This is a genomic window from Orrella daihaiensis (assembly GCF_022811525.1).
Classification (GTDB): Bacteria; Pseudomonadota; Gammaproteobacteria; order Burkholderiales; family Burkholderiaceae_B; genus Algicoccus; species Algicoccus daihaiensis.
In genome coordinates, this window is sequence record NZ_CP063982.1 from 2,514,469 (window position 1) to 2,539,812 (window position 25,344).

A 25,344-nucleotide genomic window follows, 5' to 3' on the forward strand; every position below is an offset into this window, starting at 1 on the left:
TCAACGAACCTTGGATAACTTAATGCCTCGATCGAAGTTCTTCTCGAATTTGCCAAACTCGAACACTTCGTCAGGAATCTGGAAATATGTTTTTTCGCCTCGCTGCTCATCAGTGGTGGTGTGCATACTTGTCGAATCAAACGGACAGGTTTGGGTGCACATCTCGCAACCAATGCAGTTATCGCTCAGTGCCTTAACGTGTCCATCCTCACCCTGCGCCAAGGCATCATAGAAGCAGGTCTGAATACAAATCGTACAGGTTGGGTTCTTACAGGTATCAACATTGATCTCGCTATGCATCCGCGGCTTTTTAAATTGATCGCCATAATCCTTCACCGCCGCACGCGATGCAATTCCAACCATTGACTCGATATCTTTATACCCATGCTGATCCATGAAGTCAGATAGGCCTGAAATGATGCTTGGCAAATGTTTGATACCTTTGAGCATCAACACCGAGCCGACCTGTACCAGATGAGCGCCGGTCATGATGAACTCAACAACATCTTTATGATCATAGATACCGTTAGAACCGGTAATCGGCATCCCTAGTTCGTTGTATATGCGATGTACCCATCGCAATGACAACGGTTTAGCCCAAACGCCCCCAATGCCTGCAGGACCCCCCAGTCGAGGTTGACCGGTTTCTATGTCGACTGAAAATCCTGTATATCGGTTTGTCGCTGTAACAGCAGCCGCACCAGCATCGCGCACAGCGCGTGCAATATCCATGACTCTCGATTGATCCGGCGTCAACTTAATCACCACAGGGATATCGACCGCTTCGCAAACCCGTGCCGTTACCTCTGCAGCAACGTCAGGATCTTGTCCAATCATTGATCCGCCATGTACGCCAGGCATCATGGCGGGGTGAGGACAACCGAAGTTCAGTTCGACCATGGGTAAACCACAGTCTTCGATAGTTTTACAAATATCAACCCAACTTTGAACAGTCTTACCGCCGGCACTGCCGATCAGATGCGAGCCGTGGTCATTAGCGTATGCGTTGAGCTCTTTTAGATAAGGAATCCATTCACGGAATCCTGTGCTCGAGTATCCGGAACGGCTGTAGAAAACGAAGTTCTTATTTACCTTGCCTTTAATCAGCTCATTTTTCTCGTTCAGAATGGCATATTTCGAGTTTTGCGTCAGACGTGCCATATCTTCGATGTCAGTCAGCGTCTTAATGATCATGCCAGCAGCACCAGCATCTACACATTCACGAATAACTTCAGGACTGTTAGTCGTCTCAATTGATGCAATAACAATGGGAGACTTAAATTTGATGCCACAAAATTCTAGTGATAGGTCAGCCATGGTGAGAGCCTCCGAAGGTGCTTGATAGTAGTCGCATGTCGTTTAATTGTTTGCATACAAATAAATTGCTTGTTGCAAGGATAAGCCAAAGCCGTTCAAAAAAGCAACAGCTATTTTGTACAAAAACTCAATTGCTTTCGTTGCAGCGCAATAAACGTGCGCATCTGCGCAGACCAAGGTATGGGATGCCCCACTACCCGACGCGGATAGTGAATTAAATTTCGTTAAGCTTTAGAGCGGTTCGGCCGCGACTGTTGTTGCCTTCGACAAGACGTGACAACAAATCTACAAACAGCTTTCGATCTTGTACCGACAGGGGAGAAAGTAATCTGCGCTGGCATTCACGCATTTCATGGTCATGTTTAGCAACCAACTCCAGGCCTTTAGGTGTCGCAAGGCAAATTTTTCTGCGTCTATTGTTTGGATCAACCACCCTAGCAATGAGTTTGCGGGCTTCGAGGCGCTTCAATATACCCGTCACATTCGCCCGGTCCAGACCAAGTTGCTCACCAATCGTGAATTGGTCGATGTTTGGATTATTTGACAGGATGCTGAGCAGACCGAACTGAATCGGCGTGATATCACCCTGCGCCACGTTCTCCAGAAACATGGCTACGTGAATTTGATGCAAACGCCTCACCAGGTAGCCTGGTCGATCCCAAATGATGTGCCCTGGTTGTTGGGTGACATCATTGGCAGATTTTTTGCCGCTGTTGTTATTTGAAACCTTGCGCTTTTGCACGGATTTCTCCGAAAAACTTAACCAAGTTGAATCATATACAACTTTGTACTCGCAATACGGAAACAACGACTAACACGAAGTACAGCGGCAACTTGGTTCCAGCGCTACACATCGTTGTCTAGTGATCAACGAGGCGAGAACATAGGCGTTTTCCCTAGGGTCACTCCACTATGCTGAATAAATTAGTTTGTTTACAAACTAATTTATTGATTTTTGAAATGATCAACTTTATCCTGAGTTCAAGATGACACGTTTCAAATTCTCACCCAGTTGCGCTGACCATTTGGAATAGTTTTGCCATCTAGCTGCGGCGATAGCGCTTTTATCGGCCATGGATCACGCTGACTCAAAGTATCTATTGCGCTGACCTTACGTTTACCAATATTGGATCTGAGGAGCATGACATGCGTTATACGAACATTCCGAGTCTGCTTGCAGCTGCATTGGTTGCAGCGACTTTTTCAAGTGCCGTCGTGGCTCAGAATTGGGATTTACCGACGGGCTATGCGCCGACCAACTTCCACACTGTGAATATCAATAAGTTTGCAACTGCTGTAGGTCAGGCAACTGATGGCAAACTGAAGATCAATGTGCACCCGGGCGCATCGCTCTACAAAATGCCTGAAATCAAGCGGGCAGTTCAATCGGGTCAGGTCCCGATTGGTGAAGTTTTGATGGTCACTCTGAGTAACGAGAACCCACTGTTCGCCATCGACGGAATGCCCTTTTTTGCCAGCAGCTATGAGCAAGCCGAGAAACTTTGGAAGGTTCAAAAGCCTGAAATCGAGAAGATACTCGCTAAGCAGGGACTCAAACTATTGTTCGCAGTGCCGTGGCCACCGCAGGGCCTTATGGCCGATAAAGAAGTCAATTCCGTGAGTGATTTAGCGGGTCTGAGCTTTCGGGCCTACGACAGGCAGACCTCCCGACTTGCTGAACTATTCAAGGCACGTCCTGTCACCATTCAGGCTGCCGAAGTAGCGCAGGCACTTTCCACCGGAAAAATTAATTCACTCATCGCATCAGCCCAATCTGCAGTTGACTACAAGGCGTGGGAATCAATCAAGTATTTCTACGACATTCAAGCATGGCTTCCGAAAAATATGGTTGTTGTAAGCCTCGCGGAGTTCAACTCACTGTCGCCGACGCTGCAGCAGGCCTTGGTCAAGGCAGGCCAGGACGCTGAAGCAGCAGGCTGGATCGCTAGCAAAGAAATCGCTGCCCAGACCAAAAAGACACTAGAAAAAAATGGAATGAACGTCCTTACACCATCAAAAGAGCTGGTCGACGGCCTTAATCAACTTGGCACGATCATGCTTGAAGAATGGCTTGTCAATGCAGGGCCTGAAGGCAAGGCAGTGGTACAGGCCTTTAGGCAGTGAAGGCTTTTTTACTCTGAACGAATGGGCAACTCACACAATCGTGACGAATCATCGGTTCGAAGGAAACACTCCTTCAGAGTTGCCCTTGACAGGCTATATCTTTCTACGGCAGTTGCTGGCGCAGTATTGTTCGTCGCTATCGAGTTTTGGATTCTCTATCAGCTAGGCGGACAGTTTTTGCCTTACATCCCGCGCTCGGCTGATGAATTTGCTGGTTACTGCATGGGTGCATCTGCATTTTTAGCACTCGCATACACACTTCGAGCAAATGAGCATATCCGAGTAACCCTGATTGTTGACCGTCTGGGTCACAAACAGCAACAGTTCACTGTCAGATTAGCTGCTTCATTGGCAGTGATCTTATCGGGATATCTAGCGTGGCACTTTGTGAAACTCACTTATGTTTCCTGGAAACTTAATGACCTTAGTTCGGGGCTGATTGCGTTGCCACTTTGGATTCCTCAAGCAGCGATGGCTTTGGGTGCTACTGTTTTTTTTATCGCCCTGCTTGAAAGTGCATTCGATGCGTGGACATCTCAATGCACAAAGTTGCATGAAGACAGACACGAGGAGGCGATCAGTGTTGATGGGCGATGATTCAGGACTGCTGATCTCTTTTGCAATCATCGGGACAATGCTGTTATTGCTCGGTGTGGGGGTATGGATTGGGTTAGCACTTATCGGCGTCGCATTCGTGGCAATGACAACGGGCTCAAGCAGACTCCCCGGTGATGCCATGGCCACGACAATATTTGGTAGCCTCTCTAGCTGGACACTTACTTCGCTACCCCTTTTTATCTGGATGGGGGAAATCCTTTTTCGGTCGCGACTGTCTCAACTATTGTTTAACGGTTTATCCCCCCTATTCGGGAAATTTCCTGGTCGGCTAATGCAGGTAAATGTTGTGGCATCAACATTGTTTGCCGCAATTTCAGGCTCATCTGCAGCCACCTGCGCCACGATCGGAAAGATTACCGTTCCGGAGCTACGACAACGCAATTATCCAGAAAACATGATTATTGGCTCGCTGGCTGGCGCCGGTACTTTAGGCTTGCTGATCCCGCCATCCGTGATCATGATTGTTTATGGTGTCACTGCAGATGTATCCATCAACAAATTATTCATTGCGGGGGTGATTCCTGGACTCGTACTCGCCGTGGTGTACATGCTGTATGTAGGCGGCTGGTCTCTAATCAATGCAGACAAAGTACCTAAAAGCACAACGCAATTGGGTTTAATGCAAATGCTGGCGACGAGCCGGGATATTCTGCCTCCCTTTTTATTGATCCTTGCGGTATTGGGATCTATCTACGCCGGATTCGCGACAGCCACCGAATCTGCTGCCATCGGAGTGCTCGGTGCGCTGATATTGTCGATAAGTTACGGCGGATTTGGTTGGCGTATTTTCTTCACGACCATCATGGGCGCGCTTAAAACGACAACAATGATCATGCTGATCCTAGCAGGCTCTTCGTTTCTAACGATAGCAATGGGATTCACTGGCATCCCGCGTGATCTTGCACAGTGGGTCGGATCACTCGGTCTGTCTCAATGGCAACTGCTTGTAATTTTGACTTTAGTATTTATTCTGCTTGGCTGCATTCTCGATGGCATCTCCATGATTGTGCTCACCATGGCAGTGCTTCTGCCAGTCGTGCAAGCCGCACAGCTCGATCTTTTATGGTTCGGCATCTATCTGATTCTGGTCGTTGAAATGGCACAGATAACACCGCCGATTGGACTTAATTTGTTCGTACTCCAAGGACTGACCAAGCGCGATGTCGGCTTTATTGCGACAGCCTCCTTTCCGTTTTTCATCATTCTGTGCCTGATGGTGGTTTTAATTTATCTGTTCCCAGAGCTCGTATTTTGGCTTCCGAATCAGATCTAACTATCGTCGCACCGATACTGACAACAGACTGTTAACAAGTCTTGTACTAAGTTAAGCATGCCCATCTAGCGTTGAAATTGACGCACCATGGCTGCGCAAGATGGGACTGACCATGGATCTTACGAGCAACGCGAATGCACTTGGTTAGTGCTTTCCCTAATTTTTTAAGCTGCTCACTGAACAATTGTTTGCTTGCTAATTAATTTTGTTGATTTTTGAGTTTTGACTAAGTATGCTCATTCGTAACAAGGTTATTTATGTAGATGTTTTCGCAGTCTTCATTTCCACAAGCCGCTGGTTGTTTGATGTTTGGCCTTTTAAAAGGAGCTCTCCATGCAACGACGTCGATTCCTCTCACATGCTGCAACTATTTCCGGCGCTGGACTAGCCGCCGTAGCAGCACCCGCAGTAGCTCAATCCTCTCCAACGGTAAAGTGGCGTATGTCTACTAGTTGGCCTAAAAGTTTGAACACGATCTACGGATCTGCAGATGAACTCTGCCAACGTGTCGCCGCACTGACAGACGGCAAATTCGACATCCGCGCGTTCCCCGGCGGTGAAATTGTGCCTGTCCCGCAAAATATGGATGCGGTTGGAAACGGCACAGTCGAATGCAACCATGTCTTAAGTACCTTCTATGTCGGTAAAAACACCGCTTTAGCTTTTGATACCGGCCTGTCCTTTGGCATGAATGCGCGGCAACACAATGCGTGGATGCTTTATGGTGGCGGTTTGGACATGGTCCGAAAGATGTATGCAAATTACGGGATCACCAACTTCACCTGTGGCAACGTCGGCGTACAAATGGGTGGCTGGTTCAGAAAAGAAATCAAATCAGTCGCTGATCTCAGTGGTTTAAAAATGCGTATCGGTGGGATCGGCGGTATGGTCATGTCCAAGCTTGGTGTCGTGCCGCAACAAATTCCAGCGGGTGATATCTACCCAGCCTTGGAAAAAGGCACGATTGATGCGTCAGAATGGATTGGACCCTATGACGACGAGAGACTTGGACTGAACAAAGTTGCGCCCTTCTACTATGCGCCCGGTTGGTGGGAAGGCAGTGCTTCCATTACCACAATGGTTAACACCAAGGCGTATGAGGCCCTGCCACCCCAATATAAGGCTGCGTTTGAAGTAGCTTGTAACGAACAAACTCTCAAGATGCTTGCACACTATGATGCTGTGAATCCGGGCGCTCTTAAAAAGTTAATTGGAGCTGGCGCAAAGTTGCGGTTCTTCCCGAAGGATGTAATGGACGCCTGCTTTAATGCATCTCAAGAACTTTGGAAGGAGCTGATCGCCAAAAACCCAGACTTTGCAGCAATTTACCCAAGCTGGCAAGCCTTCCAGAAGGACGAAGCTAGCTGGTTCCGTGTTGCTGAAAACTCCTTGGATAACTTTACTTACGCAGCGGTCCTACGCTAGACAGTTGTTGGTGGCGGCGCGTTATGACTGAACAGAATCATCAAAGCGGTATCAAGGCTCAGGGTATCGGGGCACGGGTGCCGAGAAAAGAGGATTTTCGTCATCTGCACGGAAAAGGTAACTTTGTTGCCGATTTTTCGATGCCTGGGCTCCTGGAGGTTGCATTTCTCAGGAGCCCAGTCGCGCATGCCAATATCTCCCAGATTAATGTGCCTGAGCATTTGTCAGCGATGGTACGGACTAGAGAACAACTAGATGCACTAGACATCCGGGCAGACTCGACACTACCGACTTATCAGCCGTCATCGCAACCACCGTTGGCCGCGGGGAAAGTCCGCTTTGTCGGAGAGCCGATTGCCCTGGCATTTGCAAGTACTCGGGCTGAAGCAGAGGACATTCTTGAAGAAGTCTCAGTAGACTTTGTTGAGTTACCCGTTTACACGAGCCCAACAACTGCTGACCAGGCTGTCGACCACTTCATGCACGATGAGTGGGAAAACAACACGTTTTTATCATTAACTATTGATAAAGATTTCGAGGTTAATGCAGCTCAAGCTGAAGTGGTTGTTCATCGCACGATTGATTTATCTCGACATTGCATGGTACCAATGGAGGGCAAGGCCGCGCTCGCGTATTGGGACAATCAGGCCGACCAACTTGTATTGGTTACCTCTACTCAAGTGCCGCACATGATTCGCACCGCGATTGCACGATTTCTCAAACTCGACCAAGAGCAGGTTCGCGTCATTTCACCTGACGTCGGAGGTGCATTCGGATACAAATGTGTGTTGCAGCAAGAAGAAGTTTGCGTGGCCTGGCTAGCAAAAACTTTTCGCCGACCCTTTCGCTATATCGAAGACCGCCGTGAACACTTGATTGCTGGCGCGAATACACGCGAGCATCACTACGAAATGACCGCATACGCAGACAAAAACGGGAAACTACTGGCGCTCGATGCAAAGATAACCATAGATGGGGGTGCCTATTCCGTCTGGCCCTTCACCATAGGCCTTGAACCCGGGCAAGCCGTTGGCAACTTGCCGGGCCCCTATGACATTAAGGGATATCGTTGTGTTTCGAGATGTGTGGCTACGAATAAGCCCGCTTTTGTGCCGTACCGTGGAGTTGCGCGCACCGGTGTCTGTTTTGCGATCGAACTAACCATGAATGCCATTGCCAAGGAGATCGGTCGCGAACCTTGGGAGGTTCGTATGGAGAACCTCGTTAAGGCAGATCAAATGCCTTATACCAACGTTACCAACAAACATTTTGATAGTGGGGATTTTCCTGCAAGTCTTGAGCGTGCACTTGAGATGCTTAACATTAATGCACGTCGCGAACAGCAGCGTACTCAAGGGGATCGTGGAAAACTTTTGGGTGTAGGTGTAGCCACTTACACTGAACAAGCTGCCCATGGAACCTCGGTTTTTGCGGCTTGGGGGACTCCAATCATTCCGGGTTTTGATCAAGCATTTGTGCGCATCACACCAGATGGTGGGCTTGAAATTCGAGTCGGTGTGCACTCCCATGGTCAGGGCATGGAGACCACCTTTGCACAAATCGCCCATGAAACGCTCGGCATTGATATATCCCGCATTCGTATGTTGCACGGTGATACCGGACAAACTCCGTTTTCGACTGGAACATATGCCTCACGCTCACTTGTTATGTCTGGTGGAGCGGTCGCAAAGGCGTGTAAGACACTGGTCCCACGACTGCTAAAAATTGGTGCTCATCTACTTGGAACCAATGAAGACAAGGTTAAGTTAGAGGGGACAGACATTATCTCATCGACAGGATCGGTCTCGATCAGCGATGTAGCAAGTGCTTGGTACCTCAATCCCCAATTGTTACCGGCTGATGTTGACGCCCAGGGGTTAGAAGCGACGGTTGGATACCGACCAAAATCGGACGGCGGTTGTTTTACATACGCAACCCACGCCGCGGTCGTAGCGATAGATCCCGATATGGGCTCGGTGGAAATATTGGATTATGTCTGTGTTGAAGACTGCGGGGTGATGGTTAACCCAATGGTTGTTGAAGGTCAGACAATCGGGGGAATCGTCCAAGGCCTTGGTACTGCGATGTATGAACACTCGCCTTATGATGAACTTGGTCAACCGCTAGCCTCGACACTTGCCGACTATATGATCCCAGGGGCAGCCGAAGCACCAAAAATTCGTATCGATCATTTCCAAACCCCATCGCCGCATACCGAGTTTGGAGCCAAAGGGATGGGTGAAGGCGGGGCTATCGCACCACCAGCAGTGATTCTTGGGGCCATCAACGATGCCTTAAGCCGGATTGGCGCGCCAGAACTATTGCACACACCAGTCACACCGAGGGACATACTTGGCGCAATCAACAAGTGCCATGCTGAACAAGTCCTAACTAACACCAAGGGGCTGGTGTGAAGGCCGCCAAATTTGACCTACAGATCGCCGCTACGCTTGCAGCTGCGGGGGACGAACTTGTAGCGAGGGGATTTGACAGCAAGGTCGTTGCTGGCAGTCAGTCACTTGGTCCTATGCTCAATTTGCGTCTTGTGCGACCAACACAACTAATCGACATCAGCGGTCTGAGTGAATTGCGGGGTGTCACAACTGATCACCAAACTATTCGAATTGGTGCAGGTGTGACTCATGCCGAAATTGAGGATGGGATATACCCCGCATTACTAAACCATCCTTGGAAAAAAGTTGCCGCAAACATTGCTTACCGGTCTGTACGCAACCGGGGAACCATCGGAGGCAGCCTAGCTCATGCTGATCCTGCCGCTGATTGGGTGCTGGCTGCTACAGCGATGAACGCAGATATTGATATTGTTAGCGTAGACCCAAACGATGGCGCTCTGGCAATACGCACGGCACCTATGCAAAAGTTCATGATAGCTGCCTACACAACAGTACTAGAGCCGCATGACATCATCCATTCAATATCCTTGCCACTTAGCTCCGCTCATGCCAAATGGGGTTATTACAAATTCTGCCGCAAAGTAGGCGAATTTGCTCATGCGAGTTGTGCCGTGTATATCAATGATGTAGACAGATGCGCCAATATCGCCATCGGGGCACTCGATGGACCACCCAAACTTTTGCCGGAATTAGCCTCCAAAATCATTGACAGTGGGTGGAGCGCAATGCCAGGCTCCTTGCAAAATGAAGCTGTTGTTAAAGCTGTCTCTGCAGCCATACCCGAGCGTGATCCCATCGATCAAAAAATGTACACCACTGCTGTCATTCGAGCATTGAACAAGGCTTTTAATTCGGGAGCTGTCGATGACTGATACATCACTCGCCGACCCACAGGAAGGAATCCACACAAAAAGACATATCAATTTGGTAGTCAATGGGCAAGAAATCTCGGAAACGGTTACTCCTAGAACCCATCTAGGTGACTTTTTACGCGAGCAGCTTGGGTTGACGGGAACGCATCTGGGGTGTGAGCATGGCGTGTGTGGAGCCTGTGTCGTGTTGCTAGACAACAAGCCAGTACGCTCTTGTATTACCTATGCCGCATCCTGTAACGGACGCTCAATCACAACCATCGAGGGATACACGCAAGATCCGGTGATGGCATTGCTAAGACAGGCGTTTACCGATCATCATGCACTTCAATGCGGGTATTGCACACCTGGCATGCTGGCAACTGCAAGAGACATTGTTCTTCGGCTACCAGAGGCTGATGAACGCAAAGTTCGGGCTGAGCTTTCGGGCAACCTTTGTCGCTGCACCGGATACATGGGTATCGTCAATGCGGTAATGTCAGTACTTGCCAGACTGAAACTAGACCACGATCCTGCGATTGAAGCTCTCCGCGCTGCGCAGACTCAGGCACAAAGTAGCGCTGGCGCAGCTAGTCCCAAACCAATTGAGATCAAACGTGCGGTTGTGTCGACCACGGTCAATCAAACATCAGACAGCAAAACAACAAACACCAAGTCTGTGGCCGGATCGTCTGCCGCACCATCGGGTACCTCCATACAACACAAATTTAAACTGCCTCATCCGGCAGATGCAGTCTGGCGCCTAATGACTGACTTGCCCCGCGTAGCACAGTGTCTACCAGGTGCGCAGGTCTTGGAACAGAATGACGAACACGTCATCGGGGAAGTCGCCATCAAATTCGGTCCAATGAGCGCCAAATTCGAGGGGCAAGCCACCTTAAATCTTTCTCCCGACAAACAACAAGCAACCCTCATCGGTGCTGGAAGAGACAAACTTAGCAACTCAAGAGCACGCGCCGAGGTGCAATATACGATTGAAGCGCTCGGTCCGGATGAATCTGAAATAGCCATTGATATGCAGTACTCACTTCAAGGTCCGCTAGCGCAGTTTTCCCGATCAGGACTCGTACAAGATTTTGTGCAACGGATGATGGCTAGCTTCGCGGATAACGTGTCTCACTTACTGTCAGACCCTAACGCATCGGCACAATTACCACATGCTGCTATTAATCCGATTTCCATGTTTTTCAGCATTCTCATCATGCGTATCCGCAATCTATTTCGTAAAAAGGACTAGACGATGAGGGGCTTGCTAAAAATCTCTGCGGGAATAGATTGGCTCAATGAGACTGTAGGCAGGATTGTAATTTGGCTCTGCTTAATTGTGGTCTTGATTAGTTCAACTAACGCAGTGGTACGCAAGTTATTCAGTGTCAGTTCGAATGCATGGCTTGAACTGCAGTGGTATTTATTTGGAGCGATTTTCTTACTAGCGTCAGGTTATACGCTGTTGCGAAATGAACATGTGCGCGTTGACATCTTATCGGCAAGAATGTCTCGTCGCAATCAATTGCTGGTTGAGATCTTTGGTGTCCTGTTTTTCCTGCTGCCAATTGCAGTGTTGATTTTGATTCTATCGTGGCCCGTTTTTATTGATTCATTCATTGAAAACGAGCAATCATCCAATGCAGGTGGTTTAGTACGTTGGCCAATGAAGCTACTCGTACCGATTGGATTTCTTTTACTTGTGCTCGCCGGAATTTCTCACTTGATCAAATGCATAGGCTGCCTGCTAGGTATGTGCCCGGATCCGACACTGAAGGAGGCAAACAAATCATCTGAACAAGCCCTCGCCGAAGAAATTGCGATGTATGCAGACAACCAATCGATCCAACACAATCCGGTTGAGCCGATCGAACGGTCTGCCAAGGAGCGCAATCATCATGGTTGAACTGTTTGCCGCCAACCTTGCCCCAGTCATGTTTATCAGCCTGTTCATGCTGTTATTGCTTGGGTTTCCGATCGCATTTGCATTAGCCGCGAACGGATTACTTTTTGGTTTGATCGGCATTGAGCTCGGCTTGTTAACGCCAGCGTTGTTTCAGGCTCTTCCGCAAAGGGTTATCGGTATTATTGCTAACGACACCCTATTGGCCATACCATTTTTTACCTTCATGGGACTCATCCTAGAACGATCTGGAATGGCCGAAGATCTATTGGAAACTATTGGTCAGTTGTTTGGCTCCATTCGCGGTGGCTTAGCCATCGCAGTTGTTTTCGTCGGTGCAATGCTAGCGGCCACAACGGGTGTCGTCTCAGCCTCTGTTATTTCAATGGGGCTAATTTCATTACCCATTATGCTCAGATACGGCTACGATCGGCGGTTTGCAACCGGTGTCATTGCGGCCTCAGGAACGCTTTCACAAATTATTCCGCCATCCCTAGTTTTGATTGTGCTAGCGGACCAACTAGGGCGTTCGGTGGGTGACATGTATCTTGGCGCCTTCATTCCCGGGATGGCTCTGGCACTTAGCTACATGGCATATACCTTCGTACTTGCCTGGCTGAAACCTGATACTGCTCCGGCAATGCCACCTGAAGCTCGAACCTTTTTAGAACCATCTGGTGCTTCTGGAACTCGTTCGCTGGTCGTTTTATTAGGCATTTCATGTGCAATCACCTGGATAATCATGCAATCAGTCGCTGACCCGGATGGTCCCGTTGATGAGAGAGTCGTGTTGTCGATCTTGACGCTGGGCTTAAGCGCATTCGTGTTGGCAGGGCTGAACAGAATTTTTAAATTGAAGTTGCTTTCGCAGATCGCTGAGCGTGTGACGTTTGTCATGATTCCGCCGCTGGCGCTTATCTTTCTTGTCCTCGGTACGATCTTTATCGGCTTAGCAACGCCAACGGAGGGTGGTGCCATGGGGGCAGTTGGTGCCATTGTCATGGCAGTCGCACGCAAGCGACTATCTGTCAATTTGCTACGTCAGGCAATGGACACGACAACTAAGCTGACTTGCTTTGTAATTTTTATTCTTGTTGGTGCCACGGTATTTGGGCTCACTTTCCGTGCCGTCGATGGCGATCTTTGGGTAGAACATCTCCTTATCGATCTGCCAGGCGGAGAACTCGGGTTTTTAATTGTGGTCAGTATTCTGGTATTTCTTCTGGCGTTTTTTCTGGATTTCTTTGAACTGGCTTTTATTGTCGTTCCACTACTGGCGCCGGTAGCCGACAAGATGGGTATAGACCTCATTTGGTTCGGTGTCTTGCTTGCCGTCAATATGCAAACTTCATTTATGCATCCGCCATTTGGCTTTGCACTTTTTTACTTGAGGTCTGTAGCCCCTAAAAACGACTATGTTGACAAAACAACTAACAAGAAAATTGCCCGAGTAACCACCGGACAGATCTATTGGGGATCGGTACCGTTCATTTGTATTCAGCTAATCATGGTGGCCGCCGTACTCACGTTTCCTGGAATGGTCACTCACTATAAAGATGACACTCCGGAAATAGATCCCTCCACGGTTGAGATTACGATTCCAACGAATCCCTATGGAAATAGCGGTAACTACACTGGGTCTGACATGCCAGACCCATCCCAGATATTCCGTTAAGTTAGGCGTTTCGCTCGAGAAGTTTCAACTTATCTGCTTTGCCGTTCCAGTGCTCTGCTTCCTCGAGGGGTTCTTTCGAACTTGTGATGCTTTCAAATTCAGGAGAGAGCTCTGCATTTAGCGCGATGAAATGTTTTTGATGTTCCGGCACATCTTCCTCTGCAAAAATTGCATTAGCGGGGCACTCCGGTATACAAACAGCGCAATCAATACACTCCTCGGGGTCAATCACTAGAAAATTAGGGCCCTCCCGGAAACAGTCAACCGGGCATACATCAACGCAATCAGTAAATTTACATTTAATGCAGTTTTCAGTCACAACGTGAGTCATATTGCCCCCTTATTTCTGATAGTAAGTACACTAACAATTGTATCGTCAAACAGCATCGTCTCCAAGAGAATTCGCTACGCTTGTCCAAAAATCGTTACCTGTAAAGCTCGGGGGAGTTAACAGGCAATACGGTTGTACGATACCGCCCAGTAGGCAGAAAACCATCTGGCGTGGGCATCGGTAAGCGTTTTAGTTGCGTAGAAATTCACCGCAGCTTGTTCTTGCCTTGGTTCCAGACTAATCGTACGAGCGAGTCATTTCCATAGATAGCGTGAAGCGATCAGCTGGGTGAACGGATATGGAAATCTCAACGACATCCCCCGCTGCATTGAAGTAGTGACGCGTTACCTTGAGGGCTGGTGAGCCAACCTCGGCCTGCAGGTCCGCTGCTAGTTCGGTGGGCATCAGGATAGCTTGAGCCTCCTGGCGGATTCGCAAGATCGCTTGCCCATAATGCTCCTCAATCAACGAACTAATTAAAACCTCCGGCGCCTTGCATACCCACTTGGCGATGTCCTTAAATGCTGCATCAATGTAAACGTCGGTCCAGCAAATGGGGTGTGACTCTGATTGTGCATCCATACGCAAGCTTGAAACACGTAGCCAGCGGGAACCGCCTTCGCACCCTATTTCAAGGGCCACTGCCTCGTCAGCCACTATCATCTTTGTTGATTTTAAGACTCGTCGATGTCGAGCACCAAACTGCACCAATTCCTCGATAGTGGCAATTGACTGCCTAAACCCTGTGACTGGGTGCGCCGCTTCGACTCGTGTGCCTACATTCTTACGTCGCGAAATAAGGCCTAGTGCTTGAAGCTCCTGCAGCGCCTTGCGAACGGCATAGCGGCTCAGACGATGAGTAGCACACAACTCAAACTCCGTCGGTAGCAGTGAGCCGACGGTGTAGCGACCAGCTGCAATCTCCTCGGCCAAATGCCGTACAAGATCGGCATGTGAAACACAAGTTTTAGGCATACCAGCATTCATGCAATGCAGTCCATTGTGATATCAAACAAGGGCAAACCCTCATTTTATTTTGTTCGAACATATTTAAACTGTATATGTTCGAACATATCAATATGCTCAGATTTAATCAACCTTTTTAAATATCTACCACCATGGTTTCACCTTCCTCTAGCACCGTCTTCGATTCCGTTCTCTTCCGAGACGCCTTTGGCACACCCGCGATGCGCGAGGTTTTTTCTGATCGTAAGTTGATTGACCGCTATATTGAGGTGGAAGTCGCCTTGGCTCGTGCTGAGGCTCGCTGTGGTGTTATCCCAGTTGAGGCTGCCGAAGCTATCGCCCGGGAATCGCGTCTGGATCGAATCGACTTCGACCATATGCGGCACGAGACCGATATCGTGGGGTATCCGATCTTGCCATTGGTGCACCAGCTGGTTCAGATGTGCGGCGAAGCAGGTCGCTATGTACATTGGGGCGCAACCACTCAAGACATCATGGATACCGCCAATGTGCTTCAGGTGCGTGATGCGCTAGACATCATCGAGGCAGACATTCAAGCCCTACGTGGCATCCTTGGAGATCTGGCAAAAAAACATCGCGACACGCCTATGGCGGGTCGCACTCATTTGCAACACGCGCTACCAATTACCTTCGGCTATAAACTGGCGATCTGGCTGGCCATGTTCGATAGGCACCAACAGCGGCTTGCGCAACTGCGGGAACGTGTGCTGTGCGTTGAGTTTGCCGGCGCAGCTGGCACGTTGGCCTCTCTGGGAGACAAAGGGCTGGAAGTACAGCAAGCGCTGGCTCTGGAGCTCAACCTTGGCGTTCCAACCACGACCTGGCATGTGGCGCGCGATGGTTTCGCGGAAGCCGTAAATTTTCTGGCCCTAGTCACTGGCTCACTTGGCAAGATTGCACTAGATATCATGATCATGGCCTCAACCGAGTATGCCGAGGTCTACGAGCCATTCGTCAAAGGCCGGGGCGCGAGCAGCACCATGCCACAAAAGCGCAATCCAATCTCTAGTGAACTGATGCTGGCTGCAGCCAAAGGTGTGCGCCAGCATGCAGGTCTGATGATAGATGCCATGATTCAGGATTTTGAGCGGGCTACCGGTCCTTGGCATGCGGAATGGATTGCCATTCCAGAAAGCTTCATTCTGACAGCTGGCGCACTGCATCAGGCTAAATTCGCGCTTGGTGGATTAATCGTTGACACCGATCGGATGGGAGCCAATCTCGGCATCAGTCAGGGTTTGATCGTAGCTGAAGCGGTGATGATGGGATTGGCACCAGCGCTCGGTCGCCAACAAGCCCACGACATCGTCTACGATGCCTGCCGTGTCGTTAACGAACAAGGGGGCACGCTCGCCGACGCGCTCGCTGCCATACCGGTCGTGACACAACACTTTGACCGAGCTGCCATAGATCGCCTCACAGACCCGGCCAATTACCTCGGTCTTGCGCCGGTGATGGTTGATCGGGCATTGGCTGCCTCAGCCTTGGCGGGTAATCACCTAGATCACTAGCAAGCACGCCCCGTCCAATGGCGGACATCATTTGGCTAGTTGTGTCGCCTCTTTAACTGCCTCACGCATGCGCTTGACTGAATTTTCCAGATCAGGCCATGCGGGCTGTTGTGGTGCGAATCTTGCGCGCATGTAGCGAACCAAGCCAACGAGTTGCTCATCATTAAACTGATCAGCGAACCCCGCCATGAATCCGACAGCATCTGATGGTGGCGAGCGTACGCCTTCAAGAATGACTCGTATCAGATTGTCAGGCTGATCCGCGTGCAAATTCGTGTTCAATGCCAGCGGCACATTGGCACCAAGCAAAGTCGGACCGCTACCATCATGATGACAAGCAGCACAAGCAGCTTCAAATAAGCGGTGCGAACCATCGAGCAAGGCGGCGGGTGGCTGCGCGGTGATCGCTAGCTGTTGCTCAACAGCCTGATTGATGGTCTGGGTATCCACAGGTTGCTGAAATGATGCCAGATAGACAGCCATCGCCCGCAAGTCCTCATCGGGCACTGTACTTAATTGCTTGACCACATCGGCCATGGGTCCAAGGGCAGCGCCGTGATGATCGCTCACGCCTTGACGTAAGTAATCATAAAAAGCTTGTTCAGTCCATGGGACAGGACTGTTCGACGTTGCGGTCAAGTCGTGAGCCTGCCAGCCCTTGATATAGCCACCGGAGAGAAACTGTTTGCCAAACTTCTCAGCACCAGCCAAATCTCGCGGAGTGTGACAAGCCGAACAGTGCGCTGGTCCATTGACCAGATACTCACCCCTGAGCCAAACTTCAGAATCAACACCACTTGGCGCTGCCTCAGGCGCAAGTGCCGGTGGATAAATCGCATTCCATGCTGCTAACGCTGGGCGAACACTAAACGGGAACGAAAGCTCCGTTTTAGGATTGTCTTGGCGCACGGCTGGCTGTGACATGAAATAGGCATACAGTGAAGTGATCTCATCATCGCTAAACCGTGAGAACGCTGTGTAAGGAAACGCGGGATATAAATGACGACCATCTTGCGAGATTCCTTGACGCATCGCCCGCTCAAACGCTGCAAGTGACCAGTTTCCGATCCCGGTTTCTGGATCAGGTGTAATGTTCGTGCTGTAAATCACCCCAAACGGTGTAGGAAGTGCTACGCCACCTGCATACTTTTGTCCATCAGCCGTGGTGTGGCAGGTGGCACAGTTACTCAGAGCCGCGAGCTGACGACCACGCTCGATGGTCTCGGTGGCATACAAGCTAGCCGAAGGACGAGTCACGGGAGCGATCGGACTGCGCCAGCCAAACACACCAGCCACGATACCGACGGCACCCACTGCAAGTGCCAGTGCCCGCCATCCGATGCTCTTGCGGCGCGGATAAATCGCACCGACTGAAGGCGCTGATAGCCTGCGTTTTGCGACGCGCGGCTCTGGTGAATCAGTTGCCGCTGGCAAGGGATTAATTGCAGCACGCACCACCTCCGGCGTAAATGGGGGCTGTCTGAATCGCACGCCTGTCGCATCAAATATGGCATTGGCAATCGCGGCCGTACCCGGGACTGAAGATGACTCGCCAGCGCCAAGGGGTGGCTCCTCGGGCCTAGGCATCTGATAAACCTCAATCACCGGTACCTGCCTGAAACTCAGCACAGGGTAGGAGCCCCACTCTTGGTTGGCGACAGTGTTTTGGGTGGGCTCAGTGGTGACCTTTTCCTGCAAGGCCCGACTCGTTGCTTGTATGACATTGCCGTGAATCTGATGTTCAACACCCGCCGGATTGACGGTCAAGCCAGCATCATGCCCAACCACGACCTTGCGAACATGTACTTCACCCGTATTCGGATTAACCTCAACATTTGCTACCCAAGCAGCCCAGGCCGCACCGAAGCCTGGCCAACGGCTATGTACATAGCGCGCATAAGCGACACCCTGCCCCTGCAGCAAACCATTCTCGCCCTTGACAAGCCGAGGTCCAGTTCGTGGTTGCCAGCCTGCCCTAATCGCCGTCTCTTTCAACAGTTCGCTGGCACGTGGATCATCTAGGTGGCGCAGTCGAAATTCAACAGGATCCTCACCTGCCGCGGTCGCAAGCTCGTCCACAAACGACTCGTGCGCAAAGGAATTCGGTAACGCCGAAACGCCCCTAAGCCAGGACGCCCTTAAGATCGGCGGCATGTCATTGACTGTTACTCGCAAATTGGGCACGGTGTAAGGAGGACGTGCCGTTCGATCTCCCATAAAGTAGGCTTGCGCGTTGGGTTCGATCGTTCGAGTCAACAGTAATGCCAGTGGTGGCGCGCCATTCGAGGGGTAGGACGTAGAGAAGTCCCAGGCATTAATCTGCCCTTGCTCACTCACCGCACCATTGACTTCCATCCACTGAGCCGCACCTTTAGGCTCCCAGACATTCTCCTGTTCCCGGGTCAGTTGTACACGTACGGGTGCACCGACTGCACGAGATAACAACAAGGCATCGGCAGCAACATCATCGGCGCCATTTCGTCCATAGCATCCTGATGCCTCCATGCGGATCAGATCCACATCAATGTCTTGCAAACCCGCTAACCTCGCTAAATCGGCACGCAATACATGAGGGTTTTGTGTGCCGGCCCATACACGCAAGGTGAACTGATCCTCAGCAGTTCGCATCTCAGGCCCACGCCAATGGGCGACAGCGCATGAAGGACCGAGCGAAGCATGCATCTGATACGGCCATAGATAGGTACGGCTCATACCACCGCCAGAGGCCTGAAGACTGCCAAGTGCATCGCCCTCATTCACAACCTCTCGGGGTACGGCAGGATTGTTACTCAGCGCACCCTTGATATCTTTCACATCGGGCAAGCCCGGCCACGGTTTCCACCGAACCACCAACGCGCGCATGGCAGCTTCGGCCTGCTCCTCGCGCTCAGCCACGACACCCACGAAATCACGGATGACGACCACGGCCACCACGCCTGGAATATGGGATATCGATGATTCCTCGACCGACTCGAGCGTGTTACCGATAAAGTCACCGTGATCAGCACCTGCGTATGGTGGCCGGATAACGCGGCCATGCAACATGCCGGGCACGCGCATATCATGCACAAAGACCAATTCGCCGCTTGCCTTGGCAGGAATATCAACCCTTGGGACTGACTGCCCAATGATGCGGTGCGCCTTGCTGTCTTTCACCTCGACGGCCGTATCGAGCCTTAAGGCTACCTGTGCACCACGAATCAGTTCCCCGTAGGTCACCCGAATATTGCTATCCCGTACATGGCTAATCGTGCCGTCTCTGACTTGCAATTCATCGACTGGCAGGTTCAGCGTATTGGCGGCTTGGGCTAATAGATAAGCGCGCGCTTGAGCAGCCGCTTGACGCAGTACCATGCCATGGATTTGAATCGAAGCACTGGCGATCGTCGGGCCTTGATTGGGTGCCGTGGCCGTATCGCCCATCACCATCGTGACTTGTTTAACCGCCACATCGAGCTCTTCCGCTACCAGCTGTGTCAACGCGGTCCTCAAACCCGTACCCAAATCCACATGACCATGCAAACCCGTGACCGTTCCATCAGGCCATACTGCCAGCAAAACCTCGTCGCCCTCCAATGGATTGGACGCCACAGCCATTGGCTGCCCAGGTACTGCCGGCGCAGGCGCTGCTGGCTCTCTGAGAACCAGGAGCACTTCCTGAGCCTTTAGAAAATCAGCTCGTGTGGTCAGTCGGCTAAAGGATGTCATTCACGCTCCCGTGCCTTTAACAATATCCGGGCTGCCTGGCGTGCGGCCGCCATAATTTCGATGTGCGTACCACAGCGACAGATATTTCCGGAGAGTGCATCAACAATCTGCTGTTCGGTTGGATCAGGTACACGCTCAAGCAATGCTGCCACGGTCATGATCATGCCGTTTAGACAATACCCGCACTGAGCTGCTTGCTCTTGAACAAATGCCGCCTGCACAGGATGCAAGGTCTTTGCATTGGCCAGCCCTTCAAGCGTGGTAATGGCACGCAAGCCAACTTCACCAACTGGAATGACACAAGAACGGGCTGCGACACCATCAACGAGCACCGTACAGGCTCCACATTGCCCAAGCCCACAACCGTATTTGGGTCCGTTCAAAGACAAGTCATTACGCAATACCATCAACAAGCTGGCATCCGGTGATGCTGTGATGACATGCTTGGTTCGATTGATCTGCAGAATAATCTCGCGGGGCTTTCTCATGGTTGGTCTATACGCTCAGGTATGCCCGTCGAACTGACTCGTTGGCATCGAGTTCAGCCATCGTGCCTTCATACTGAATCACCCCCTTCTCGAGCACATAAGCCCGGTCACAAACCAGCTCGGCAAAGTGCAGGTTTTGTTCGGACAACAGAATGCTCACGCCACGCGCCTTGAGCTCAAGAATCATGTGTGCCATTTGCTCAACGATCACAGGCGCCACACCCTCAGAAGGCTCATCAAGCAACACCAGATACGGGTTACCCATCAGAGACCTCGCAACCGTCAGCATCTGTTGCTCACCACCACTCATCTGACTGCCCAAGCGTTGCTGCATATCTCTCAAGTTAGGGAATAACTCGAACAGTTGCTCAACTGTCCAGTATGGCGCGGGTGTCCCATCAGGCCACGCGCGAGCCCCCTGCCGACCGACTAGGAGATTTTCTGAAACGGTTAATGCCGTAAAAATGCGGCGATCTTCAGGCACAAAGCCCAAGCCACTTGACGCGATATCATGCGTTGGCCATGCTGATATATCCTGACCCATGAACCTGACTTGACCCGCCCGACGACTCATCATTGCCATGATGGTTTTCATGGTGGTGGACTTACCCGCACCGTTACGCCCCATGAGAGCAACCACTTCACCCTGCCTGATTTGCAGCGACACATCGAATAACGCTTGCGCTGCTGCATACCATGCTTGCAAGCCTTTGACTTCCAATAGCGGCTCTGACGTATTCCAGGGCAGATTACTCATGCTGACCCCTCCTTTGACGATTGCAGCTTCTCAAAGGTCTTGCCCGTCCCGAAATACACTTCCTGAACTTTGGGGTTATCACGAATTTGTGCCGGCGTGCCCTCAGCAATCAAACGCCCTCGCGCAAGGACAATGATGCGGTCAGCATACGCAAATACAACATCCATGCTGTGCTCGGTAAAAAGCACAGCGATGCCCTGATCGGTCACTAACTGCTTTGTTAGCGCCATCAGGGCATTGCGTTCGCCCGGAGCCATGCCTGCCGTGGGCTCATCCATCAGCAATAGCCGGGGGGAATTGGCCAGTGCAATTGCCAACTCGACCCTTTTGACATCAGCATAAGCCAACTCGCTACTTGATCGGTCGGCCTGATCAAGCATCCCAACAAGGTCAAGCAATGCCAATGCACGGTCACGTGCGTGACGCGATGCTCTTTTGAAGAAGGAATACAACTGCCGATCTGCGGAGATCAGTGCCATTTGCACATTCTCACAAACCGTCAGGGATTCAAACGTTTCGGCAATCTGAAAGGTACGCCCAACACCCAATCGCCAGATCTCGCGCGGGCGCATCCCGATCAATTCCTGGCCAGCCAATTCAATAGATCCGCGGTCAGCCAGAATTTGGCCGTTGACCATGTTGAACGTGGTTGACTTACCAGCGCCGTTGGGACCAATCAAAGCAAGCAACTCGCCGGGCCCAACCGAGAAATCGATGCCATCTACTGCTTTGACGCCACCAAAGGACTTACCTAGACCTTTAACCGTTAAAAGGCTCATGATGACGCCCCTTTCACACGACGAACCCGATCAAAAGCGATTCGAAAGTACCCAGCAATACCTTGCGGGAACAGCAATACCAACAGAAGGATCACACCACCGAGTACGGCTCGCCAGTATTCTGTGTTGCGCGCAACCATATCATGCAGCCAGGTAAAGCTGACGGCACCAACAATCGGTCCAGCCAGAGTTTGCACACCGCCAAGCAATACCATCACCAAACCATCAACTGACTTGGTTACAAACAGGCTTTCCGGCGACACACTGCCCTTGGAAAACGCAAACAAAGAGCCCGCCAATCCAGCAAATGCGCCAGCAATGATGAAAGCAACCCAGTGCACCCGTTTGACATCGATCCCGATGGCATCAGCGCGTACAAAGGAATCTCGCCCTGCACGCATTGCATAACCGAACGGCGCAAATAGCATGCGTCTGAGTGCCCAAAGACTTGCTGCCACCAGCACCAATGTCATCACATAGTAGGCTGGTTTGGCGCTCAGCCACGCTGCTGGCCAGACTCCAATTAAGCCATTGCTGCCTCCGGTAAAGCTATCCCACTGGTAAACAATCGCCCAGGCAATCTGCGCAAATGCAAGCGTGAGCATTGCCAGGTACACGCCCGACAAACGAACCGCAAACCAACCAAAGACGATGGCACCGATGACCGCGACCAGTGGTGCCAGCAACAAAGAAACCTCCATGGGCAAACTGACCTTGGTCAACAGGATTGCGGCAGCGTACGCCCCCAGGCCGAAGTATGCCGCGTGGCCAAATGAATGCAAGCCAGCAGGTCCCATGATGAAATGCAGGCTTGTCGCAAATAACGCGGCAATCAACAGATCAATAGCCAACACAACGGTATACGGCGATTCCGAGCTGTACCAAGGTAGTGCCAGCAAGATCAAAAACAGCAGCAAGCCCCAAAGCAAAGCCTGATTGCCTTTGCCCAGGCGGAAAGGCTCCTCGGCATGGCTGGTATGCCGTGACAGGGGTTGCGGCCTTCCAAACAAACCCCATGGTCGCAATACAAGCACCAGTGCCATCACTAAAAACTCTACGACCAGCGTGAGTTTAGAAAACGATACCTCTACACCTGCAATGTCCACCACACCTAGCCAGATACAGATTGCCTTGATCTCAGCAATGATGAGGGCAGCGACATAAGCCCCGGGAATGGATCCCATCCCACCAACCACCACCACCACGAATGCGGCTCCAATAATGTGCAGGTCCATCTCGAGGTTGGCCGGTTCACGCGGCAACTGCAAAGCACCGCCAAGCCCTGCCAGAAATGCGCCTAATGCAAATACGGCGGTAAACAACCAAGCCTGATTCACGCCCAATGCAGCAACCATGCCACGGTCGTGTGATGCAGCGCGCACCAATACGCCCCATCGCGTGCGGGTGAGTAATAACCAAAGCAAACCCAGCACAACAGGACCCACCGCCACCAAGAACAGGTCGTAAGCAGGGAACCGGCGACCCAGGATTTCCACAGCGCCCGACAGGCCGGGCGCACGCGGGCCTAATAACTCTTCAGGACCCCAGATCCACAAGGTCGCGTCTTTGATGACTAGCACCAGTGCAAAGGTTGCCAACAACTGAAATAGCTCTGGCGCTTTGTAGATCCGTCGCAACAAAAAGATTTCTGTCAGGGCACCGAGCACACCAACCACCAAGGCTGCCAGTAACAGCGACACCCAAAACCCCAGAGCCCCAGACCAAATCGATACGAGCGTGTAGGCGATATACACACCGACCATATAAAAAGATCCGTGTGCAAAGTTGACAATTCGCGTGACGCCAAAAATCAGTGAAAGCCCGGCGGCCACCAAAAATAAAGAGGAGGCAGACGCCAGGCCATTTAACAGCTGAACCAGAAAACCAGAGAAGTCCATGGAAAGACTCTCACTCCATGATTACTTGTTGGCTTGCGCTGGACGTAACTTTTGAACTTCTTGAGCAGATGGTAAGACGCTCGCGCCATCGACGTATCGATAGTCAACCATCACGCCCTTGCCATCGACATTTTTTGTCTTGCCAACATAACCGCCCATGGTGGACTGATGATCCTCGGGACGATAGCGAATCGGTCCAAACGGTGACATCAACTCCAGACCGCGAAACGCCTGAATCATGTCTTCTGTGTTGGTGTTTCCAGCTTTCTTGACGCCCTCAGCCAAAGACATAATCGTGGCATAGCCAACCACCGAACCCAAGCGGGGATAATCATTGAATTTCTGCTGATAAGCCTTCAAGAACGCATCATGCTCGGGCGTGTTAATGCCGTACCACGGGTAGCCAGTCACTAGCCAACCATTTGGTGCCTCGTTCTTTAATGGGTCCAAATATTCTGGCTCACCAGTCAACAGACTCACCACTTCGCGTCCTTCGAACAGACCACGCGTATTACCTTCTCGGACAAATTTACCGAGGTCAGCACCGAAAAGGACATTGAAGATCGCATCGGGCTTGGCGTCAGCCAACGCCTGCACGACACTGCCGGCGTCCACCTTGCCAAGCGGGGTGGCTTGCTCGTCGACAAATTCAATATCGGGTTGAGCGGCTTTCATCAAAGCTTTGAAAGTCGCTGCGGCTGACTGACCATACTCATAATTCGGGTAGACCAGCGCCCAACGCTTTTTATTCATGGCGACAGCTTCTGGTACCAGCATGGCTACCTGCATATATGTTGAAGGTCGCAAGCGGAAGGTGTACCGATTGCCGTTATCCCAGGTAATTTTGTTCGTGAGCGGCTCACTGGCCAGAAAAAAGACCTGCTTTTGTTTCGCGAAGTCAGTCAGCGCCAAGCCGATGTGAGACAGGAAAGTGCCGGTTAATAAATCCACCTGATCGCGCGACACCAATTCCTCAGCCACCCGAACCGCATCACCGGGATTAGCGTTGTCATCACGACGAATCAGTTCCACTTGTTTACCCAGCAACCCACCTGACTGATTAATCTGATCAACGGCCAGCTCCATACCCATGCGGTATGGCTCCAGAAAAGCCGGCTGCGCTTTGTAGCTGTTGACCTCACCAATCTTGATCACGCCTTGTGCGCTCGTGATGGTCGCCATACTCAATAACGAAACCGCCACCACCCATTTAAGGGGAGCAAAGTTTTGCAGAAAATTTTTCATCGAAATGTCTCCAGTTTGAACTGCACATCAAATC

General features: G+C 51.1%; 20 protein-coding genes. 10 read left to right on the forward strand and 10 right to left on the reverse strand.

From position 1 onward, the window contains the following. On the reverse strand, positions 1–1,317 hold the full coding sequence (locus tag DHf2319_RS11575) for a tRNA-dihydrouridine synthase (RefSeq protein ID WP_243478512.1): 1,317 nt from the start codon (positions 1,315–1,317) through the stop codon (positions 1–3). Between the two features lie 214 nt (positions 1,318–1,531). Beyond that, positions 1,532–2,059, reverse strand: a complete 528-nt coding sequence (locus DHf2319_RS11580) for a MarR family winged helix-turn-helix transcriptional regulator (RefSeq protein ID WP_243478513.1) — start codon at positions 2,057–2,059, stop codon at positions 1,532–1,534. Positions 2,060–2,463: 404 nt separating this feature from the next. Between DHf2319_RS11580 and DHf2319_RS11585 the strand changes: the two genes are divergently transcribed. From DHf2319_RS11585 to DHf2319_RS11625, 9 genes are all read left to right on the forward strand, one after another. Then, positions 2,464–3,441 carry a TRAP transporter substrate-binding protein gene (locus DHf2319_RS11585; RefSeq protein WP_243478514.1) on the forward strand — a complete coding sequence of 326 codons (978 nt, stop codon included), beginning with the start codon at positions 2,464–2,466 and terminating at the stop codon, positions 3,439–3,441. Positions 3,442–3,567: 126 nt separating this feature from the next. After that, positions 3,568–4,038: a TRAP transporter small permease gene (locus tag DHf2319_RS11590; RefSeq protein WP_243478515.1), complete on the forward strand. Its 471-nt coding sequence runs from the start codon at positions 3,568–3,570 to the stop codon at positions 4,036–4,038. After that, positions 4,028–5,332: a TRAP transporter large permease gene (locus tag DHf2319_RS11595; RefSeq protein ID WP_243478516.1), complete on the forward strand. Its 1,305-nt coding sequence runs from the start codon at positions 4,028–4,030 to the stop codon at positions 5,330–5,332. The genes DHf2319_RS11590 and DHf2319_RS11595 overlap by 11 nt, the downstream gene beginning before the upstream one ends. Before the next feature lie 333 nt (positions 5,333–5,665). Beyond that, entirely contained in the window at positions 5,666–6,757 is a 1,092-nt protein-coding gene (locus tag DHf2319_RS11600; RefSeq protein WP_243478517.1) for a TRAP transporter substrate-binding protein, read from the forward strand. Between the two features lie 23 nt (positions 6,758–6,780). Further along, the gene (locus DHf2319_RS11605; RefSeq protein ID WP_243478518.1) at positions 6,781–9,171 is read left to right on the forward strand and encodes a xanthine dehydrogenase family protein molybdopterin-binding subunit; all 2,391 of its coding nucleotides are present in this window, start codon (positions 6,781–6,783) and stop codon (positions 9,169–9,171) included. Continuing rightward, positions 9,168–10,043, forward strand: a complete 876-nt coding sequence (locus DHf2319_RS11610; protein WP_243478519.1) for an FAD binding domain-containing protein — start codon at positions 9,168–9,170, stop codon at positions 10,041–10,043. The genes DHf2319_RS11605 and DHf2319_RS11610 overlap by 4 nt, the downstream gene beginning before the upstream one ends. After that, positions 10,036–11,280 (forward strand): xanthine dehydrogenase family Fe-S subunit, encoded by a 1,245-nt coding sequence (locus tag DHf2319_RS11615; RefSeq protein ID WP_243478520.1) that lies wholly within the window; start codon positions 10,036–10,038, stop codon positions 11,278–11,280. The genes DHf2319_RS11610 and DHf2319_RS11615 overlap by 8 nt, the downstream gene beginning before the upstream one ends. 3 nt (positions 11,281–11,283) lie before the next feature. Further along, positions 11,284–11,934 (forward strand): TRAP transporter small permease subunit, encoded by a 651-nt coding sequence (locus DHf2319_RS11620; protein WP_243478521.1) that lies wholly within the window; start codon positions 11,284–11,286, stop codon positions 11,932–11,934. After that, entirely contained in the window at positions 11,927–13,606 is a 1,680-nt protein-coding gene (locus tag DHf2319_RS11625; RefSeq protein WP_243478522.1) for a TRAP transporter large permease, read from the forward strand. The genes DHf2319_RS11620 and DHf2319_RS11625 overlap by 8 nt, the downstream gene beginning before the upstream one ends. Before the next feature lies 1 nt (position 13,607). Here DHf2319_RS11625 and fdxA read toward each other — a convergent pair whose 3' ends face one another. Continuing rightward, positions 13,608–13,937, reverse strand: a complete 330-nt coding sequence (fdxA, locus tag DHf2319_RS11630) for a ferredoxin FdxA (RefSeq protein WP_243478523.1) — start codon at positions 13,935–13,937, stop codon at positions 13,608–13,610. 237 nt (positions 13,938–14,174) lie between these two features. Next, positions 14,175–14,912, reverse strand: a complete 738-nt coding sequence (locus DHf2319_RS11635) for a GntR family transcriptional regulator (protein WP_243478524.1) — start codon at positions 14,910–14,912, stop codon at positions 14,175–14,177. 143 nt (positions 14,913–15,055) lie between these two features. Between DHf2319_RS11635 and pcaB the strand changes: the two genes are divergently transcribed. Further along, entirely contained in the window at positions 15,056–16,435 is a 1,380-nt protein-coding gene (gene pcaB, locus DHf2319_RS11640; protein WP_243478525.1) for a 3-carboxy-cis,cis-muconate cycloisomerase, read from the forward strand. Positions 16,436–16,462: 27 nt separating this feature from the next. Here pcaB and DHf2319_RS11645 read toward each other — a convergent pair whose 3' ends face one another. Genes DHf2319_RS11645 through DHf2319_RS11670 form a run of 6 tightly spaced genes read right to left on the reverse strand, consistent with a single transcriptional unit; the run spans position 16,463 to position 25,247 of the window. After that, the gene (locus DHf2319_RS11645) at positions 16,463–20,143 is read right to left on the reverse strand and encodes a molybdopterin cofactor-binding domain-containing protein (protein ID WP_243478526.1); all 3,681 of its coding nucleotides are present in this window, start codon (positions 20,141–20,143) and stop codon (positions 16,463–16,465) included. Continuing rightward, positions 20,140–20,631 (reverse strand): (2Fe-2S)-binding protein, encoded by a 492-nt coding sequence (locus DHf2319_RS11650; RefSeq protein ID WP_243478527.1) that lies wholly within the window; start codon positions 20,629–20,631, stop codon positions 20,140–20,142. The genes DHf2319_RS11645 and DHf2319_RS11650 overlap by 4 nt, the downstream gene beginning before the upstream one ends. A gap of 7 nt (positions 20,632–20,638) precedes the next feature. Beyond that, a complete protein-coding gene (locus tag DHf2319_RS11655) occupies positions 20,639–21,388 on the reverse strand; it encodes an ABC transporter ATP-binding protein (protein ID WP_243478528.1) in 750 nt (249 codons plus the stop codon). Then, on the reverse strand, positions 21,385–22,167 hold the full coding sequence (locus DHf2319_RS11660) for an ABC transporter ATP-binding protein (RefSeq protein WP_243478529.1): 783 nt from the start codon (positions 22,165–22,167) through the stop codon (positions 21,385–21,387). The genes DHf2319_RS11655 and DHf2319_RS11660 overlap by 4 nt, the downstream gene beginning before the upstream one ends. After that, positions 22,164–24,065: an ABC transporter permease gene (locus DHf2319_RS11665; protein ID WP_243478530.1), complete on the reverse strand. Its 1,902-nt coding sequence runs from the start codon at positions 24,063–24,065 to the stop codon at positions 22,164–22,166. Before DHf2319_RS11665 ends, DHf2319_RS11660 begins: the two co-directional genes overlap by 4 nt. 21 nt (positions 24,066–24,086) lie before the next feature. Next, entirely contained in the window at positions 24,087–25,247 is a 1,161-nt protein-coding gene (locus DHf2319_RS11670; RefSeq protein ID WP_243480099.1) for an ABC transporter substrate-binding protein, read from the reverse strand. Positions 25,248–25,344 lie beyond the last annotated feature (97 nt).